We start from the raw sequence: 17,767 nt of genomic DNA, 5'->3' as shown, positions 1-17,767 counted from the left end.
TCGTCAGGGTCTTAATTCATACCGACGACGTTTCGTTTTGAGATTACCCAGGAGATTTCATATGCGTGCTCCCTTTCGCCTGATTGGCGGTGTTCTGGTCGCAACCTTGCTGACTCAAGTGACAGCCTGCGGTTCGATTTTCTACCCCGATCGCCGCGGCCAGATCGAAGGCAAGATCGACCCGGCCATCGCCGCGCTCGACGCCGTTGGCCTGCTGTTCTACATCATCCCCGGCCTGATCGCGTTTGCCGTGGACTTCGCCACTGGCGCGATTTATTTCGAGCCGGGCAAGACCGCCCAGGTCGATCCACAAAAACTCAAGGACGCCATCGGTCCCGACGGCAAGGTCGATAACCGCAAGTTGCAGACTATTCTGGAAAGCGAACTGGGCCGCAGCTTCCCGCTGGACGATCCACGCCTGATCCAGAGCAAGGGCAGCGCCCAACAACTGGCGATGTTCGGCCTGCAACCAGCCGCGTAGTCCCTGCGCGCCAAAGGAATCCTCAAGGAACGATGGCCACTATGACCTCCAGCTCCGAACACGCCCGCCTGCTGCGGCTGGCGACCCGTGCCTCGGTGGCGGTGGCGTGCACCTTGATCGTCGCCAAAGGCATCGCCTGGTGGCTGAGCGGCTCGGTGAGCATGCTCGCCGGGCTCACCGACTCGGCACTCGACGGCGTCACGTCATTGCTCAACCTGCTGGCGGTGTATTACGCCCTGCGCCCCGCCGACAATGATCATCGCTACGGGCACGGCAAGGCTGAGTCATTGGCAGGCATGGCCCAGGCGCTGTTCATTGGCGGCAGTGCGGTACTGATTGCGTTGCATGCCTATGATCGGCTGAAACACCCCGAACCGGTCGGCGCGCCGTGGATCAGCATCGGTGTGATTGTGTTCTCGCTCGCCCTGACCCTGGCCTTGCTGATGTTGCAACATCGGGTGGTCAAGGCAACCGGCTCCAACGCCGTGCGTGCCGACTCGCTGCATTACCGTTCGGACATATTGCTCAACGGCAGCATTCTGCTGGCGCTGGTACTGGCCGGGTTTGGCTGGGATCAGGTCGATGCCTGGTTTGGTCTGGGCATCGCCGCTTATATCTTTTGGAGCGCGGTGCAGATCGCCCGGGAGAGTTTTGCGGTGTTGATGGATGAAGAACTGCCGCCGGATGTCAGCCAGCACATGCTGGAATTGGCGTGCAGCGTGCCCGGTGTGTTGGGTGCGCATGACTTGCGTACGCGGATCTCCGGCAACCAGTGGTTTGTGCAGTTGCATCTGGAGTTGCCGGGGGAACTGACGTTGTCAGTCGCCCACGGCATCAGCGATCAGGCGGCCGCAGCCATTCACAGCGCCTACCCGCGCGCCGAAGTGCTGGTGCACGCCGACCCGCGGGAAGTGGTGAAAGCCGCCCGGGCTCAGTAATTCACCTGATAACCGCGACTGCTCAGGCAGTTGCCCTGAGCCTGTCGGTAGGCTTGCACCACCGCCGGGTCTGGCTGGTAGGTGGCGGTTCGTGGATCGAAACCACTCTGCTGCACCGCGTATTGATAGCACTCGTAACCATCCCGACTGACCTGCTCCGGCGACTGCCCGTTGGCTGGATATGCCTCCACGTCATAACCATTGTTGCCGGCGGGTGGTTGCGATTGGCCAACCGGCGGCTCGACCACGACGTAGTCCTGAGTGCTTTCCTGATAGGCGTAGTAGGAGCCCGCCGCGAGGAACAGCAGCGCCCCGCCGATCCACAACTGCTGGGCGTAATCGGGCAGGTATCTGACTCGAATCCCGCGCGGTGGCTCTACCACCTCATAACGCGGGCCTAGCGGGCGATACCAGTAGCCACCGGAATAGTAGTAATCCATGCCACGGTAAGGCACGCGGAAGTTACGCTCGGGGAAGCGGTCGATCACCTGGCCGGGGCGATACCTGGGGCCTGCCCCCCAGCCGTTACCATGGCCACTCGGGCGCCCCTGCCAGTGATTGTCATTGGACGGTGCGCCTGTGTAGCCATTCCAGTGCTGGTTGTAATCGTTGCGACGCGGCTGATCCTGGTAGTAACCGCGCTGCGGCGGCTGGGTCTGGTGCACGGTGTCGGGGCGGGGCTGGATCGGCATGTCAGTGGCCGGCGCCTGCGGCGGTGGAGGCGGCGAGCGAACCCGGCTGTTGAAGTCCGGCGCTGGACGGTTCTGCCACTGACCATTGTTCTGATGTTGATTCTGGCCGTTGTGCTCGGACTGGCGGTTGTCATTGTTCTGCGCGCGGGGCTGATTCTGCTGCTGGCCGTTTTGCGGGTGCGGCTGGTTGTTGCCACCCTGGCCCTGGTTATCACCCTGATGCCCCCCCTGGCCATGTTGCCCGCCGTCATGGCCACGGTTTTGCTGCTCATCGGCCATCGTTTGCGCAGTGACACTGACACACAGCAAACCAACACCGGCCAAACGCCAGAAACGCGATTTCATGCTTTTCCTCATTAAGAGTCAGGGCCTGTACGTAAGACTGGGAAAGCACCGACCGGTTCTGCAACAGGTTATCAGTCACGCAACTTATTTATTGAGGGTCGGGGGGCAAATTCCACACGCAAGAAAAAGGGGAGACCCGTCGGCCTCCCCTTAGAGAACTTCGTCCTGGCTCGACGCTTGTGGCGCCGGCTCACCTCACGCCGTCTTCTGGACAGTGTGTAGCTCGGGGGCCGGCACATCCCCGGTGGGGGTGGCGACCGCGGCGGGCCTGATTCGGCGAGCCGCACTGGACTGTTTGTCCGAGCAGTGATTCTGGTGATAAGAATAGGCCGGGAGCACCGGCAGAGGATTGCGAAGATTGCTGAATTAAACATCACTTGCGCAATTTTTAACCCCTGACACATAATCCTCAGCAATAGTTACGACAAAGGACCGTTTGATGAGCAAGCTCGACCGTTACGACCTGAGTATTTTGGCGGAATTGCAGCGCGACGCACGCATCTCCAACCAGGAGCTGGCCGAGCGCATCGGCCTGTCGCCTTCGCCGTGCTCGCGGCGGGTCAAGCAACTGGAAGACGACGGCTACATTTCCCGCCAGGTCGCCCTGCTCGACCGCAAAATGCTCGGCCTGAGCCTGACGGCCTATGTGCTGATCGGCATGGACCGTCACACGCCGGAGCGTTTCGAGAATTTCGAAGCGGCCATCCGCACCCTGCCTCAAGTGCTTGAATGCAGCCTGGTGACCGGGATGGATGCCGACTATCAACTCAAGGTCGTGGTGCCGGACATGGATCACTACCAGAAACTGCTGCTGGGGCATCTGACGCGGATTGAAGGGGTGACCAGTGTGCGTTCGAGCTTTGTGCTGAATCAGGTTTTGAACAGCACCGAACTGCCTTTGACTCATCTGCGTAGCTGATGGACTTTCGCAGGAGCTGGTAGGAGCTGTCGAGTGAAACGAGGCTGCGATCTTTTGATCGTCCATAAGAAGCAACATCAAAAGATCGCAGCCTTCGGCAGCTCCTACAAGAGCAGGCCGGGCGACGAATGACTGCGACACACCGACGCAGGTCAATACAGCGCGAACCCGCGCAGGCGTATACTCCCCGCGCCCTTTTAGCCTCGCCCGCGCCGGAGATGTTCGATGGACCCTGCAGTTTTCGAAGAGTGGATGATGACCGGTCTGGTCAGCATCCTGATCATTTTCATGGGTTTCATCGTCTGGGATCTGGCGAAGAAGTCCAAGGCCGGGCGCTTTGGCTCGTTCATTCTGTTCTTCGTGCTGGGCCTGGGTGTGGCGGCGTTCGTGATCAAGAGCGTGGTGATCGGCCTGATCGAATCCGGCGCCTTATAAGCGCGCCGGTACTTCTTTCCACTGTCCCTGATCGAGCCCTTCGATCGTCCAGTCACCGATTCTGACCCGTACCAGGCGCAACGTCGGCAAACCCACCGCAGCGGTCATGCGCCGCACCTGGCGGTTGCGCCCTTCGCGAATCACCAACTCCAGCCAACTGGTCGGCACGCTTTTACGAAAGCGCACCGGCGGATTGCGCGGCCACAGCTCGGGTTCGTCCAGTTGCCGCGCCTCGGCGGGCAAGGTCATGCCGTCATTCAATTCCACGCCGTCACGCAAGCGCTGCAATTGCTCGGCGCTCGGTTCGCCCTCGACCTGCACCCAATAGGTCTTGGCCAGTTTGTGTTTCGGATCGGCGATCCGCGCCTGAAGCTGACCGTCGTTGGTCAGCAGCAACAAGCCTTCGCTGTCGCGGTCCAGCCGTCCGGCCGGATAGATTCCCGGTACTTCGATGTAATCCTTGAGGGTCGCGCGCCCTTCGCCGTCGCTGAATTGCGTCAGCACATCGAAGGGTTTGTTGAACAGGATCAGTTTCGGCTCGGCCGGCGGTGCCTTGGCGACACGGCGCTGGGCTGAAGTAGAGGGTTTCGCGCCAGGGCGGCGGGAAACGGGGCGTTGAGGACGGGACATGGCGAAGTGAACATCTAACGATCAGGGCTGCTAATGCTAGTGCCCCGACCGCCAAATGACCACGACAACCGTTAGCGGAACGGTGGCTCGTCGAAGCTGCGCAGTTTGCGCGAGTGCAATGAGTTGAGCTCGGTACGCAACAGATCCACCGCCTCGATACCAATCTTCAAGTGCTGGCTGACCGCGCGCTCATAGAAGGCGTTGGCCGAGCCCGGCAACTTGATTTCGCTGTGCAGCGGTTTGTCCGAGACGCACAACAACGTGCCATACGGTACCCGCAAGCGATAACCCTGGGCGGCGATGGTGCCGCTTTCCATGTCCACCGCCACGGCGCGGGACAGATTGATCAACGGACGTTCCTGGGCCCAACGCAGTTCCCAGTTACGGTCGTCGTAGGTCAGCACGGTACCGGTACGCAGGCGTTTCTTCAGTTCGTCGCCCTTCTCGCCAGTGACGTTGGCCGCCGCTTGCTGAAGCGCAAGCTGCACTTCGGCCAGGGCTGGAATCGGAATGTTCGGCGGTACCACCCGGTCGAGAATGCCGTCGCGGCGCATGTAAGCGTGGGCCAGCACATAGTCGCCGATGGTTTGCGACTGACGCAGGCCGCCGCAGTGGCCGATCATCAGCCAGCAATGCGGACGCAGAACGGCAAGATGGTCGGTGATGTTCTTGGCGTTGGACGGGCCGACGCCGATGTTGACCAGCGTCACGCCGTGGCCGTCACTGGCGATCAGGTGATAGGCCGGCATCTGGTAGCGGTGCCAGACCACCCCGGCGGCAATCGCCGAGGCTTCGTCGTGGTCCATGCTCTTTTCGATGATCACATTGCCCGGTAACACCATGCGCACGAAACGCGGGTCTTTGCGCAGCTGTTCCAGACCATGGACGATGAACTGGTCGACGTAGCGGTGATAGTTGGTCAGCAGAATCCACGGCTGCACATGCCGCCAGTCGCTGCCGGTGTAATGCACCAGTCGGCGCAGGGAAAAATCCACCCGCGCGGCATCGAACAGGGCCAGGGGCAGCGGATCGGTGTTTTCCCAATCGTACAAACCGTCGGCAATGCCGTCGGTCGCGGCCGACAGGTCGGTACTCGGGAACACCCGCGCCAGCACGGCAGCGGTGACGCCGGAACCCGCGAGCTCATCGCCCTGCTCGACCACATACGGATACGGGATGTTCTGCTCGCTGACACCGACTTCCACGGTCACGGTGAAGTCGTGCATCAGCGGAACCAGCTGTTCCAGCAGGTATTTACGGAAAGCCGATGGATGGGTGACGGTGACGCTGTAGGTGCCCGGCAACTGGACCTTGGCGTAGGCACGGGTGGTCTGCGGGACTTCGCCCTGGCAAAGGTAGGTCAGGCGCAGCTCGGGATAACGGAACTGCGCTCGCTGCTCGGCATCAGGCTCGACGCGATCCTTGAGGTAACGCTTGAGCGCCTGGCTCAGCGCGGTGGTTGCACGATTGTGCAAGAGTGCAAGCCGATCCACGGCTTGCTCGGCGGTTTGAACGACAATAAAAGCTTCGGTCACGATCAGCATCCTGTGTTCTGACTTGCAGACCTTCATCTTGCCTGCATCGTCGCTTCACGGGAACAGCCAAAAAAGATCGCAGCCTGCGGCAGCTCCTACAAGGGCTCGTCGTGCACCCGTAGGAGCTGCCGCAGGCTGCGATCTTCTAACCAATCAGAATCCTTGTGGAGTCGAGCGGGCGACAATGGCTTCCACGTCCAGGCCTCGTGGCAACGCGCCGTAGACTCGCCCGCCACCCTCCAGACGACTGGCGATGAAGGCATCACTGACCACCGCATTCCCGGCTTCCAGCAACAATTTGGCCTGCAGCCCCAGCGCAATGTCCTCGGTCAACTGCCGGGCGCGGTACTGAATGTCGCTGGAGTCCTTGAATGCCGCCTGCAATTGATGGATGTGCGCAGCCAGGCGCTTGTCACCATGGCCATCGCCCAACTCACTGAACAGCGCGTCGAGCACACCCGGTTCTTTCGACAGGGCACGCAGCACGTCGAGACATTGCACGTTGCCGGAGCCTTCCCACGTCGAATTCACTGGCGCCTCGCGGTAAAGCCGCGGCAGGATGCTCTCTTCGACATAACCCGCGCCGCCCATGCATTCGGCGGCTTCGTTGATCATGGCCGGCGCCCGCTTGCAGATCCAGTACTTGCCCACTGCCGTCACCAGTCGGGCGAATTTGGCTTCCTGTGAATCATCCAGATGATCCAGCGCGCGGCCCATGCGCAGGCTCAAGGCCAGGGCGGCTTCGCTTTCCAGCGCCAGATCCGCCAACACGTTCTGCATCAACGGCTGTTCGCTGAGCAGTTTGCCGCCAACCGAACGGTGAGCGCAGTGATGGCTGGCCTGAGTCAGCGCCTGACGCATCAGTGAACTGGACCCGACCATGCAATCGAAGCGGGTCATGGCGACCATCTCGATGATCGTTGGAACACCCCGGCCCTCTTCACCGACCATCCACGCCAGCGCACCACGGAACTCCACTTCGCTGGAGGCGTTGGAGCAGTTGCCGAGCTTGTTCTTCAGGCGCTGGATGTAGAACTGATTGCGTGTGTCGTCCGGGCGGTGACGCGGCAACAGGAAACAGGTCAGGCCCTTGTCGGTCTGCGCCAGTGTCAGGAACGCGTCGCACATCGGCGCCGAGCAAAACCACTTGTGCCCCACCAGTTCATAGGCCTGGCCCGGACCGCTGGCACCGACCGGATACGCCTTGGTGGTATTGGCCCGCACATCGGTGCCGCCCTGCTTCTCGGTCATGGCCATGCCGATGGTGACCCCGGCCTTGTGGGCCATGCCGACGTTGCGCGGATCGTATTCGGTGGCGAGGATTTTCGGCAGCCATTTTTCAGCCAGGTCCGGTTGTAGACGCATGGCCGGAACGCTGGCGAAGGTCATGGTCAACGGGCAGCCACTGCCGGCTTCGGCCTGGCTGTGCAGATACGACATCGAAGCTCGGGCGACATGGGCGCCGTCCTGCGGGTGCGCCCAGGGCAGCGAGGTCAAGCCGTGCTCGACCGCCGCGCGCATCAATTGGTGATAGGCCGGATGAAATTCCACCAGATCGATACGATGACCAAACCGGTCATGGCTGTTGAACACCGGCTTGTTCTGATTGGCCAGGAACCCGGCTTCCATCAACGGGCCACCGGCCAGTGCGCCGTAGGCATCGATCCGCGATTCGGCCCAACCGGCCCCGAACCGCCGCGACCATTCCTGCAACGGCAAATCGATGCGGTACAGGTTGGCGCCATCCAGTGACGGTGGCTGGTTGGTGACTTCGTGGGTTTCGGCGAACTGATGCAGGTTCATGACAGGGCTCCTTTGGTCGGCCAAGGGACTTCAGTTAAGCACCACCCCTCGGCCGAACAAAGTGTCATATACGCCTAACTGTCGGCGCTTTCGCCCTGTTGCGAGCAGAGCACACGGCGGTAGAGCGCGGCCTGCAAGTCTTCGAATTTCACCGGTTTGCTCAAGTGATCAATCACCGCACCGGTCGGGCAGCGCTCACGGTCACCGCCCAGGGCAATCACGAACAGCGGCAGTTCGGCATAACCCGGCAAAGCGCGGATCTGGCAGCACGCCGACTCACCGCCCTGCAGCGGCAACTGAGAATCGACCAGCACCGCATCAAACCCTTCGCGCTGCAAGAGATCGAGCGCGACGTCGGCGCTGTCGGCCGTACGCACGCGGAACCCCAGCTTGAGCAACATGCCGCGCATCACCAACTGACTGATGCTGTTGTCATCCACCAACAGCACGGCACAATCCTGAGGCAAGCGCAGGCGCGGAAAATCCCGGGACATCAACGGCGTCACCGGGCGTTCGGCCACCGCCAGTCCGACTTCCACATCAAGCTGAAACCGGCTGCCGCGTCCTGGCTCGGTGCGATGCGTCAGGCGTCCACCGAGCAATTCGACCAACTGTCGGCAAATCGCCAGGCCAACACCCAGGCCACCATATTCACGGGTCATCGAGCCATCGAGCTGGAAGAACCGTTGATACATCTTGGCCTCCCCCAAATCAGTGAAGCCAATGCCCGTATCGATCACCGCAAAGGTCAACGCCAGCCGGTCGGGCTCAATGGCCTTGCCGGTCACCCGCAGGGCCAGGCCGCCGATCCTGGTGAACTTGATGGCATTATCCAGCAGACATTCCAGGCACTGCGCGATCTTGACGTTGTCGCCGTGCAAGCGATCCGGCACACCTGGCGCGATATCGACCTTGAAGTCCAGCGATTTGCTTGATGCGTTGCCCTCGAACTGCATGCGCAGTGCCTCGACCATGCCGCGCAAGCTGAAGGTATCGGCCGAGGCCTTGAGTTTGCCGGCCTGCAGTTCGGTGAGGGTGAGGATGCCGTTGACCATACGCATCATGTCCCGCGCCGATCCCGCAGCCGTCTGCTGATACTGCTCGAGCTCCGGGTCCATTTCGACCGTCTGCATCAGCTCCAGCGAACCGATCACACCGTTCATCGGCGTGCGCAGTTCGTGGGTCAGGGTGGCAAGGAACTCGTCCTTGAGCTTGTTACTGCGAGCCAGTTGCTGGTTGAGCACTTCAAGCTTCTGGCTGGCGTCGAATAGCGTTTGCGCCTGCTGTTCGCGCATGTCGTTGATACGGTCGGCCAGCGCCAGGGACAGCAACGCCACTTCGATGGCCGAGCCGATCTGGCTGGAATACATGGTCAGGAACACGTTCGGCAGGTAGCCCAGCACCATCAGCGTATTGACGATGCCGCCGAGCAAAAACGCCGACCAGGCAATAATGAAATACCGCGCCACCCGCAGCCCCCGCAGCCAGGCAAAGATCCCGGCGGCAAAAATCACCACGGTGAACGCCAGCGCCAGCGCCGTGGCCAGGCGCAGGGCCAGGGCGTAACTGCTCATCAACGACAGTCCGACCACCAGTACACCGAAGGCAACCAGCGCCAGCAACAAGCGGTCGAGCCAGCGACTGTGGGTAGCCATTTGCAGGAAACTGCGGGCGAACTGACTGCCGAACAACCCCGCACAGCCGATGAAAAACGGCGTCGCGGCGTTGGCCCACCAAGGGTTGTCCGGCCAGAAATACTGCACGGCCGCACCGTTTACCGACAGCTGATACAAGCCGAACGAGGCGATATAGAAGATGTAGTAGAGGTAACTGGTGTCGCGCACGCTGAGGTAGATGAACAGGTTGTAGACCAGCATCCCCAGCAGCACACCGTAGATCAGCCCCAGTACGTAGAGGCGCACGGGTTGCTCTTCGAGGTAGGCGGTGCTCGACCACAGGGTTACCGGTGCCTGGATCGAGCCTTCGCTTTGCAATCGCAGGAATACGGTTTCGGCCTGGTCCGGTTTGAACGTCAGGTCGAACAAATAGTTGTTCTGACGAATCTCGCGGCTGGCGAACGGCAAGGCATCGCCGGTCTGCCTGACCCGCTGATAGTTGCCGGCCGCATCAGGCAAATAGAGATCAAGATGATCGAGGGGCGGATAGGCCAGTTCCAGCAGCCAGGTCCGTTGCGCCGCCGGATTGGCCGGACGGTAATGCAGGTCGATTTTCAGCCAGAACACCGAACGCGAGTACCCGGCGTTGAGCGTGTCCTTGTGGTGCGGTTTGAAGTTTCCGGCCGCCGCTTGCGCACGGATATCCGCAATGGTCGCCTGACCACCTGCGTCCTCATAGACCTGCAGGGTTCGGCCCAAGGGGAGGCTTTGAGTGAACTCATCGAACTCGACGGCGTTTGCCAGGAGGGGCAAACACAACAGCAACATCAGCAAATAGTGCATTGAAGCCCCAGCGTGGCCTGTCCGGTTCTGTCAGGAAGCCCCCCATTCCTTTTGAGCAGACGTAAAACCGATATTACCTGTTATTGGTTTGGATCCACTCTAGCATAGCCGTTGATAGCCATTAAACACCATTGAAATTTTTCCTACAAAGGCTCTAGGACGGGCGTTCCAGCGCCATGTATTGAGTTAGAGCTGTTGGCTTGGTCAGAAAGATCAAAAGATCGCAGCCTTCGGCAGCTCCTACGGATTTGCATCGATCCACGGTCCATGTAGGAGCTGCCGCAGGCTGCGATCTTTTGCTCGCTGCGCAATCGGCTCCGATACGTGCGCACACCGAAAAAACATGTTTGGTGGTAAGCTCGCGCACCATGAATATCTACAGCTCTCGCCCCGTTGTCCTCTGTCTCTCCGGCCACGACCCAAGTGGTGGCGCCGGCTTGCAAGCAGATATCGAAGCCCTGCTCGCTCAGGGTTGCCATGCAGCTCCGGCCGTCACCGCCCTGACCGTGCAAGACACCGTCAATGTCACTGACTTCCGCGTCCTCGACCGTGAGTGGGTACTGGCCCAGGCCAACGCCGTGCTCAACGATTCCGAAGTCGCGGCAGTCAAACTGGGCATGCTCGGCTCCCTGGAAATGGTCGATACCGTGGTCGAACTGCTTTCGGCGCACCCGCACTTGCCGGTGGTCTGCGATCCGGTGCTGCGCGCCGGCGGCGGCGGACGCCTGGGCAAGGACGAAGTCGGCTATGCCATGCGCGAACGCCTGCTGCCCTTGTCGATCATTGCGACCCCCAACCTTCCCGAAGCCCGGATCCTCGCCGAACTGCCTGAAGGCACCGCGGACGAGTGCGCTGAAAAACTCCTGCCGTTCGTCAAACACCTGCTGATCACCGGTGGCCATGGCGACGAAACCGAAATCCACAATCGCCTGTACAGCCGCGACGGCCTGCGCGAAACCTTTACCTGTCAGCGCTTGCCGGGCAGCTATCACGGTTCCGGCTGCACCCTGGCCAGTGCGCTGGCCGGTCGTCTGGCCCTGGGCGAAAACCTCGCCAGTGCCGTACAGACCGCGCTTAACTACACATGGCGCACCCTGCGTGATGCCGAGCAGCTGGGCAAAGGCCAGTTTGTGCCGCGCCGTTTGCCACTGGATTTCTGTTCGTAACTTCCATTTGTAATGCGGTGAGGCTTGTCCGATGAAACTACGTGGTCTGTACGCCATTACCGACAGTCATTTGCTGGACGGCAAGTTGCTCAAGTACGTGGAGGCGGCGCTGGAAGGCGGCGTCACCTTGCTGCAATACCGCGACAAGAGCAGCGACGAGGCCCGACGCCTGCGTGAGGCCGAAGCCTTGCGCGAGCTGTGCGAGCGCTATAAGACCCGGTTGATCATCAACGACGACGCCGAACTGGCCGCCCGCCTGAACGTGGGCGTGCACCTGGGCCAGGCCGACGGCCCTCTGTCACCGACCCGCGCCCTGCTCGGCTCCAAAGCCATCATCGGCTCGACTTGCCACGCGCAACTCGAACTGGCCGAACAAGCGACAAAAGAAGGCGCCAGTTACGTCGCCTTCGGCCGCTTCTTCAATTCCAACACCAAGCCCGGCGCACCGACCTGCAGCCTCGACCTGCTCGACCAGGCCCGCAAGCAGTTGCACTTGCCAATCTGCGCGATCGGCGGCATCACCCTGGATAACGCCGCCCCACTGGTGGCCCATGGCGTCGATCTGCTGGCGGTGGTGCATGGCCTGTTTGGCGCCGAGAGCACGACGCAAGTGACCCGTCGTGCCCGCGCCTTCAACGAATTGTTTTCTATTTAAGTAGCTTAAAATCTGATTTGAGAGCCCGATCATGTCTCGTTCCGAAACGCTGTTTGCCAATGCCCAAAAACACATTCCCGGTGGCGTGAACTCGCCGGTTCGCGCGTTCAAGAGCGTCGGCGGCACGCCGTTGTTCTTCAAGCATGCCGAAGGCGCCTACGTCACCGACGAAGACAACAAGCGCTATGTGGATTACGTCGGTTCCTGGGGCCCGATGATCCTCGGCCACAGCCACCCGGACGTGCTGGACGCCGTGCGCAAACAGCTTGAGCACGGCTTGTCCTACGGCGCCCCGACCGAGATGGAAACGCAGATGGCCGACCTGGTCTGCTCGCTCGTGCCGTCGATGGAAATGGTGCGCATGGTCAGCTCCGGCACCGAAGCGACCATGAGCGCCATTCGCCTGGCCCGTGGCTTCACCGGCCGCGACAGCATCATCAAATTCGAAGGCTGCTACCACGGTCACTCCGACAGCCTGCTGGTCAAGGCCGGCTCCGGCGCACTGACCCAGGGTGTACCGAGTTCGGCCGGTGTACCGGCAGCGTTCGCCAAACATACCCTGACCCTGCCGTTCAACGACATCGACGCCGTTGAAAGCATGCTCGCCGAAGTCGGCCAGGATGTGGCCTGCATCATCGTCGAGCCAGTGGCTGGCAACATGAACTGCGTGCCGCCGGCACCGGGTTTCCTCGAAGGCCTGCGGACCCTGTGCGACAAGCACGGCGTGGTGCTGATTTTCGACGAAGTGATGACCGGTTTCCGCGTCGCCCTCGGCGGTGCCCAGGCGTACTACGGCGTGACACCGGACCTGACCACCTTCGGCAAGATCATCGGTGGCGGCATGCCGGTCGGCTGCTTCGGCGGCAAGCGCGAAATCATGCAGCGCATCGCTCCGCTGGGCCCGGTCTACCAGGCCGGCACGCTGTCCGGTAACCCGCTGGCGATGGCCGCCGGCCTGACCACCCTGCGCCTGATCAGCCGCCCGGGCTTCCATGCCGAGCTGACCGACTACACCACTCGCCTGCTCGACGGCCTGCAACAGCGCGCCGATGCGGCCGGCATTCCGTTCGTGACCACCCAGGCCGGCGGCATGTTCGGCCTGTATTTCAGCGGCGCCGACGACATCGTCACCTTCGATGACGTCATGGCCAGCGATGCTGCCCTGTTCGGTCGCTTCTTCCATCTGATGCTGGAAGGGGGCGTCTACCTGGCACCGAGCGCCTTCGAAGCCGGTTTCACTTCGATCGCTCATGGCGAAGCCGAGCTGAAACTGACCCTGGACGCCGCCGAGCGCGCCTTCGCTGCCTTGAAATAACGCTGTGGCGCTGACGTTGGCCATTGCCGGCGTCAGCCTTCACCTACACGCCCGCCTGTATTCCTACAGTTTCAGCAAAAATCCCTCGCAAAACGGGTGATATATTTCCCGCGCAGCAGAAAAACGAGTAAAGACTTTGTAAGGTTGCCCCTGCTTATTTCATAATGCGCGCTTATTGGATCCCTCGATGGGTCCGCGCGCCCTTCAGAGGTAAGTCGATTCCCATGAACCGCACCGGCCGCACCCTTGCACTGGGCTGCCTGTTGCTTCTTCAGCCCCTGCTCGCGCACGCACAAGCAGGCGGCAACTCGTTGTTAATCCCAGCGATGGGTCGCTGCACCCTCAATACCCAGCCGCAAGACCTGGAACAGGCGCTCGCCGCCTGCCAGAAAGCGTCGGATGAAGGGGATGCACAAGCGCAATACGAGTTGGGTGAGTTCTACTACGAAGGCAAAAACGCGCCGCGCGACCTCAATCAAGCCCTGAGCTATTTCGAAAAAGCCTCGCTGCAAGGCCACGCCCAGGCACAATTCAAGCTCGGTACCATGTTCTTCCACGGCGAAGGCGTGCCGGCCAATAACGTTCAGGCGTACATCCTGCTGAAGATGGCGGCGGTCAACGGCGCCGAAGATGCCCTGGACACCGCCGACGAAGTCACCGAAAAAATGCCCCGCGAAGAACTCGAAGTCGCCACCCAGGTGCTCGGGCAAATTTTCCGTAAATATTTGATGGAGTTGCAGAGCGCTGACGGGCGTACGCCGTTTGCGCCGTTGCCCTGATTTTTGCTTCAAACCATCTGACGCATCCGCTGGCAAGCCAGCTCCTACAAAGACCGCACGTATCTGTAGGAGCTGGTTTGCCAGCGAATGGAGCGACTCGATTCCAGGACTTACTTCTCAGGCATCGGCATCGGAAACGGCATGACATTGCCAACCGTGCCACGGGCTTCGCTGATTTTCGGTGTCCCCAGACGCTCGACTTCGTCGATACGCACGATCGAATGCATCGGCACAAAGCTGCGCACCACGCCTTCGAACTGAGCCTTGAGCTTTTCTTCGCTCGGATCAACAACCACTTGCGTGCGCTCGCCAAAGACGAACTCTTCCACTTCCAGAAAGCCCCACAGATCACTTTGATAGATCTGCTTGGCGTACATTTCGAACACCTGGCCCTGGTTGAGGAAAATCACCTTGTAGATTGGAGCTTCACGTTTAGTCATGGTGGGCGGGTAACACATCGGGGTAAAAATGAGGGCGCGAACTATAGCACAGCCGCCGGACGCACAACGGTAGGAACCATGGGACATGTCCCCTATAATGCGCGGTTCTTTGAATCAGGTGATGACTCTTTCCATGGCCAAGAAGCTTTACATCGAAACCCACGGTTGCCAGATGAACGAGTACGACAGCTCGCGCATGGTCGATCTGCTGGGCGAACATCAGGCCCTGGAAGTCACCGCCCGCGCTGAAGACGCCGACGTGATCCTGCTCAACACCTGCTCGATCCGCGAACGTGCACAGGACCGTGTCTATTCCCAGCTCGGTCGCTGGCGCGAACTGAAGCTGGCCAACCCGGACATGGTGATCGCCGTCGGCGGTTGCGTGGCCAGCCAGGAAGGCGCGGCCATCCGCGATCGCGCGCCGTACGTCGACGTGGTCTTCGGCCCGCAGACCCTGCACCGCCTGCCGGAAATGATCGACGCCGCGCGCATCAGCAAGCTGCCGCAAGTCGACGTCTCGTTCCCGGAAATCGAAAAATTCGACCATCTGCCCGAACCGCGCATCGACGGCCCGAGCGCTTACGTGTCGGTGATGGAAGGCTGCAGCAAATATTGCACGTTCTGCGTGGTGCCCTACACCCGCGGTGAAGAGGTCAGCCGGCCGTTCGACGACGTGATTGCCGAGATCATCCACCTGGCCGAAAACGGCGTGCGTGAAGTGACGCTGTTGGGGCAGAACGTCAACGGCTATCGCGGCCTGACCCATGACGGGCGCCTGGCGGATCTGGCCGAGCTGATCCGTGTGGTCGCCGCGGTCGACGGCATTGAACGCATCCGTTACACCACGTCGCATCCGCTGGAATTCTCCGACAGCCTGATCCAGGCCCACGCCGACGTGCCGGAGCTGGTCAAGCACCTGCACTTGCCGGTGCAATCGGGCTCGGACCGCATCCTCGCTGCGATGAAACGCAATCACACCGCGCTGGAATACAAATCCAAACTGCGCAAACTGCGCGCCGCCGTGCCGGGGATCTGCATCAGTTCGGACTTCATCGTCGGCTTCCCGGGCGAAACCGAGAAAGATTTCGAGCAAACCATGAAGCTGATTGCCGACGTCGGCTTCGACTTTTCCTACTCGTTCGTCTACAGCCAGCGCCCGGGCACACCGGCCGCCGATCTGGCCGACGACACGCCGCAAGAGCTGAAAAAAGAGCGGCTGAATGCCCTGCAGCATCGCCTGAACCAGCAAGGTTTCGAGATCAGCCGACAAATGGTCGGTTCGATCCAGCGGATCCTGGTAACCGATTACTCGAAAAAAGACCCGGGCGAGCTGCAAGGCCGGACCGAGAATAACCGGATCGTCAACTTTCGCTGCGACAATCCGACCCTGATCGGCCAGTTCGCGGACGTGCACATCGATGCCGCGCAGCCGCATTCGCTGCGGGGGTCGCTGGTGTAGGAGCGAGCTTGCTCCGGGCGGCGTTCCGACGATGGTCGTCAACGATGACGCGTGCATCCTGAATGAACGAGGGGCATTCAAGCCCTTCGCGAGCAAGCTCGCTCCTACAGAGTCCGCGCCAGAGGCAGGAATCGGCTTGCCTCATTTAAGAGCTTTCGCGCCCACGCCACTGGCGCTATCCTTGATTCATCACTATTGCCCCAGGGCGGCTAAATACGACCTTGAACGCACCCATAGAACCACATCGTTTCATCCTCGAGCCTTTTGAAGCTCGTCGCTTCGCCAATCTGTGCGGGCAATTCGACGAGCATTTGCGCTTGATCGAACAGCGCCTGACCATCGAGATCCGCAATCGCGGAAACCAGTTCGAGCTGATCGGCGAACCCAAACACACCACCTCCGCGGAAAACCTCCTGCGCCGCCTGTATCGGGAAACCAAGGGTACCGAGCTGTCGCCGGACATGGTGCACCTGTTCCTGCAGGAATCGGCCGTCGAGCAGCTGGACAACCACTCTCCCGCCGAACCGTCCGTGGCCCTGCGCACCAAGAAAGGCATGATTCGCCCCCGCGGCTTGAATCAGCTGCGCTACGTGAAGGAAATCCTCGGTAACGATATCAACTTCGGCATCGGCCCGGCCGGTACCGGCAAGACCTACCTGGCTGTGGCCTGCGCGGTGGATGCACTGGAGCGCGAGCAGATTCGCCGCATCCTGCTGGTTCGTCCGGCGGTCGAAGCGGGTGAAAAACTCGGCTTCCTGCCCGGCGACCTGTCGCAAAAAATCGACCCGTACCTGCGTCCGCTCTACGACGCACTCTACGAAATGCTCGGCTTCGAATACGTCGCCAAGCTGATCGAGCGCCAGGTGATCGAAGTCGCGCCGCTGGCCTACATGCGCGGCCGTACGCTGAACAACAGCTTCATCATCCTCGACGAAAGCCAGAACACCACGGTCGAGCAAATGAAGATGTTCCTGACCCGGATCGGCTTCGGCTCCACGGCCGTCATCACCGGTGACATCACCCAGGTCGACCTGCCTCGCGGCACCAAGTCCGGGCTGCACCACGTGATCGAAGTGTTGAAAGACGTGCCGGGCATCAGCTTCACGCACTTCCAGCCCAAGGACGTCGTGCGTCATCCGCTGGTACAGCGCATTGTCGAAGCCTATGAGCGCTTCGAAACCAAAGCGGCCGATGATGCAGCCGCCAAGGATAGCCGCCGCGATGCTTGAGCTTGACCTGCAAATCGCCACCCAAGCCCCCGCCCCCAGCGAAGCCGAATTTCGCCAGTGGTGCGAACTGGCTTTGCGCCAGCGCACCGCCGATTCGGAGATGACCATTCGCCTGGTCGACGAAGCCGAAGGCCGCGAGCTGAACCACACCTGGCGGCAAAAGGATTACGCAACTAACGTCTTGTCATTCCCGGCCGATGTGCCGGATGAGTTCCTCGACATCCCGCTGCTGGGCGATCTGGTGATCTGCGTGGCCGTGGTCGAGCGCGAAGCCGCTGAACAGGGCAAGGAGCTCAAGGCTCATTGGGCACACCTGGTGATTCACGGCTGCTTGCATCTGCTCGGTTACGACCATATTGATGACGACGAAGCCGAAGAGATGGAAGCACTGGAACGAACGTTGCTTGCAGAACTGGGCTTTCCCGATCCGTACGCGGACGACGAAACCGATTCATCCCCTACCGAAACAACAAAGGATTCAGAGTAA

17 protein-coding genes are annotated in these 17,767 nt (G+C 60.9%); 11 read left to right on the top strand and 6 right to left on the bottom strand.

What is annotated here, in order from left to right:
• Positions 1 to 61 precede the first annotated feature (61 nt).
• Both AC1DWG_RS11920 and AC1DWG_RS11915 read left to right on the top strand, forming a co-directional pair.
• Positions 62 to 481 carry a hypothetical protein gene (locus AC1DWG_RS11920; RefSeq protein WP_008022979.1) on the top strand — a complete coding sequence of 140 codons (420 nt, stop codon included), beginning with the start codon at positions 62 to 64 and terminating at the stop codon, positions 479 to 481.
• Between the two features lie 41 nt (positions 482 to 522).
• Entirely contained in the window at positions 523 to 1,419 is an 897-nt protein-coding gene (locus AC1DWG_RS11915; RefSeq protein WP_477787837.1) for a cation diffusion facilitator family transporter, read from the top strand.
• Here AC1DWG_RS11915 and AC1DWG_RS11910 read toward each other — a convergent pair.
• Positions 1,413 to 2,456 carry a DUF6515 family protein gene (locus tag AC1DWG_RS11910; RefSeq protein ID WP_477755746.1) on the bottom strand — a complete coding sequence of 348 codons (1,044 nt, stop codon included), beginning with the start codon at positions 2,454 to 2,456 and terminating at the stop codon, positions 1,413 to 1,415. The genes AC1DWG_RS11915 and AC1DWG_RS11910 overlap by 7 nt on opposite strands.
• 439 nt (positions 2,457 to 2,895) lie before the next feature.
• Here AC1DWG_RS11910 and AC1DWG_RS11905 point away from each other — a divergent pair, with 439 nt between their 5' ends.
• Together AC1DWG_RS11905 and AC1DWG_RS11900 are read left to right on the top strand one after the other, a co-directional pair.
• Entirely contained in the window at positions 2,896 to 3,375 is a 480-nt protein-coding gene (locus tag AC1DWG_RS11905) for an Lrp/AsnC family transcriptional regulator (RefSeq protein WP_007937367.1), read from the top strand.
• Between the two features lie 225 nt (positions 3,376 to 3,600).
• The gene (locus AC1DWG_RS11900) at positions 3,601 to 3,810 is read left to right on the top strand and encodes a DUF2788 domain-containing protein (RefSeq protein ID WP_003185724.1); all 210 of its coding nucleotides are present in this window, start codon (positions 3,601 to 3,603) and stop codon (positions 3,808 to 3,810) included.
• Here AC1DWG_RS11900 and AC1DWG_RS11895 read toward each other — a convergent pair.
• The 4 genes from AC1DWG_RS11895 to AC1DWG_RS11880 all read right to left on the bottom strand — a co-directional run bounded on the left by AC1DWG_RS11895 (position 3,805) and on the right by AC1DWG_RS11880 (position 10,237).
• Positions 3,805 to 4,440, bottom strand: coding sequence for a pseudouridine synthase (locus tag AC1DWG_RS11895; protein WP_477764495.1), 636 nt, complete (start codon positions 4,438 to 4,440; stop codon positions 3,805 to 3,807). The genes AC1DWG_RS11900 and AC1DWG_RS11895 overlap by 6 nt on opposite strands.
• 71 nt (positions 4,441 to 4,511) lie before the next feature.
• Positions 4,512 to 6,011, bottom strand: a complete 1,500-nt coding sequence (amn, locus tag AC1DWG_RS11890) for an AMP nucleosidase (RefSeq protein WP_477764494.1) — start codon at positions 6,009 to 6,011, stop codon at positions 4,512 to 4,514.
• Positions 6,012 to 6,128: 117 nt separating this feature from the next.
• Positions 6,129 to 7,778, bottom strand: a complete 1,650-nt coding sequence (locus AC1DWG_RS11885; RefSeq protein ID WP_477759721.1) for an acyl-CoA dehydrogenase family protein — start codon at positions 7,776 to 7,778, stop codon at positions 6,129 to 6,131.
• 74 nt (positions 7,779 to 7,852) lie between these two features.
• Positions 7,853 to 10,237: a 7TM diverse intracellular signaling domain-containing protein gene (locus AC1DWG_RS11880; protein ID WP_477787836.1), complete on the bottom strand. Its 2,385-nt coding sequence runs from the start codon at positions 10,235 to 10,237 to the stop codon at positions 7,853 to 7,855.
• A gap of 368 nt (positions 10,238 to 10,605) precedes the next feature.
• Between AC1DWG_RS11880 and AC1DWG_RS11875 the strand changes: the two genes are divergently transcribed.
• From AC1DWG_RS11875 to AC1DWG_RS11860, 4 genes are all read left to right on the top strand, one after another.
• Positions 10,606 to 11,403 (top strand): hydroxymethylpyrimidine/phosphomethylpyrimidine kinase, encoded by a 798-nt coding sequence (locus AC1DWG_RS11875; protein ID WP_477753820.1) that lies wholly within the window; start codon positions 10,606 to 10,608, stop codon positions 11,401 to 11,403.
• A 31-nt stretch (positions 11,404 to 11,434) separates the two neighbouring features.
• Positions 11,435 to 12,058, top strand: a complete 624-nt coding sequence (gene thiE / locus AC1DWG_RS11870; protein ID WP_477753821.1) for a thiamine phosphate synthase — start codon at positions 11,435 to 11,437, stop codon at positions 12,056 to 12,058.
• Between the two features lie 31 nt (positions 12,059 to 12,089).
• Positions 12,090 to 13,373: a glutamate-1-semialdehyde 2,1-aminomutase gene (gene hemL / locus AC1DWG_RS11865; protein WP_085726051.1), complete on the top strand. Its 1,284-nt coding sequence runs from the start codon at positions 12,090 to 12,092 to the stop codon at positions 13,371 to 13,373.
• A gap of 224 nt (positions 13,374 to 13,597) precedes the next feature.
• A complete protein-coding gene (locus AC1DWG_RS11860; protein WP_103396533.1) occupies positions 13,598 to 14,152 on the top strand; it encodes a tetratricopeptide repeat protein in 555 nt (184 codons plus the stop codon).
• Positions 14,153 to 14,262: 110 nt separating this feature from the next.
• On the opposite strand, the gene AC1DWG_RS11855 is transcribed toward AC1DWG_RS11860, so the two are convergent.
• Entirely contained in the window at positions 14,263 to 14,592 is a 330-nt protein-coding gene (locus tag AC1DWG_RS11855) for a DUF1820 family protein (protein WP_024780849.1), read from the bottom strand.
• A 133-nt stretch (positions 14,593 to 14,725) separates the two neighbouring features.
• Between AC1DWG_RS11855 and miaB the strand changes: the two genes are divergently transcribed.
• From miaB to ybeY, 3 genes are all read left to right on the top strand, one after another.
• Entirely contained in the window at positions 14,726 to 16,051 is a 1,326-nt protein-coding gene (gene miaB / locus AC1DWG_RS11850; RefSeq protein WP_477753823.1) for a tRNA (N6-isopentenyl adenosine(37)-C2)-methylthiotransferase MiaB, read from the top strand.
• A gap of 221 nt (positions 16,052 to 16,272) precedes the next feature.
• Positions 16,273 to 17,280, top strand: a complete 1,008-nt coding sequence (locus AC1DWG_RS11845; protein ID WP_008022966.1) for a PhoH family protein — start codon at positions 16,273 to 16,275, stop codon at positions 17,278 to 17,280.
• On the top strand, positions 17,273 to 17,767 hold the full coding sequence (gene ybeY / locus AC1DWG_RS11840) for an rRNA maturation RNase YbeY (RefSeq protein ID WP_477753824.1): 495 nt from the start codon (positions 17,273 to 17,275) through the stop codon (positions 17,765 to 17,767). Before AC1DWG_RS11845 ends, ybeY begins: the two co-directional genes overlap by 8 nt.

It is taken from the genome of Pseudomonas sp. P4_B3, from assembly GCF_056402295.1.
Note: the sequence above shows the minus strand (reverse complement) of the source record. Positions and strands in the feature narration are given on the sequence as shown.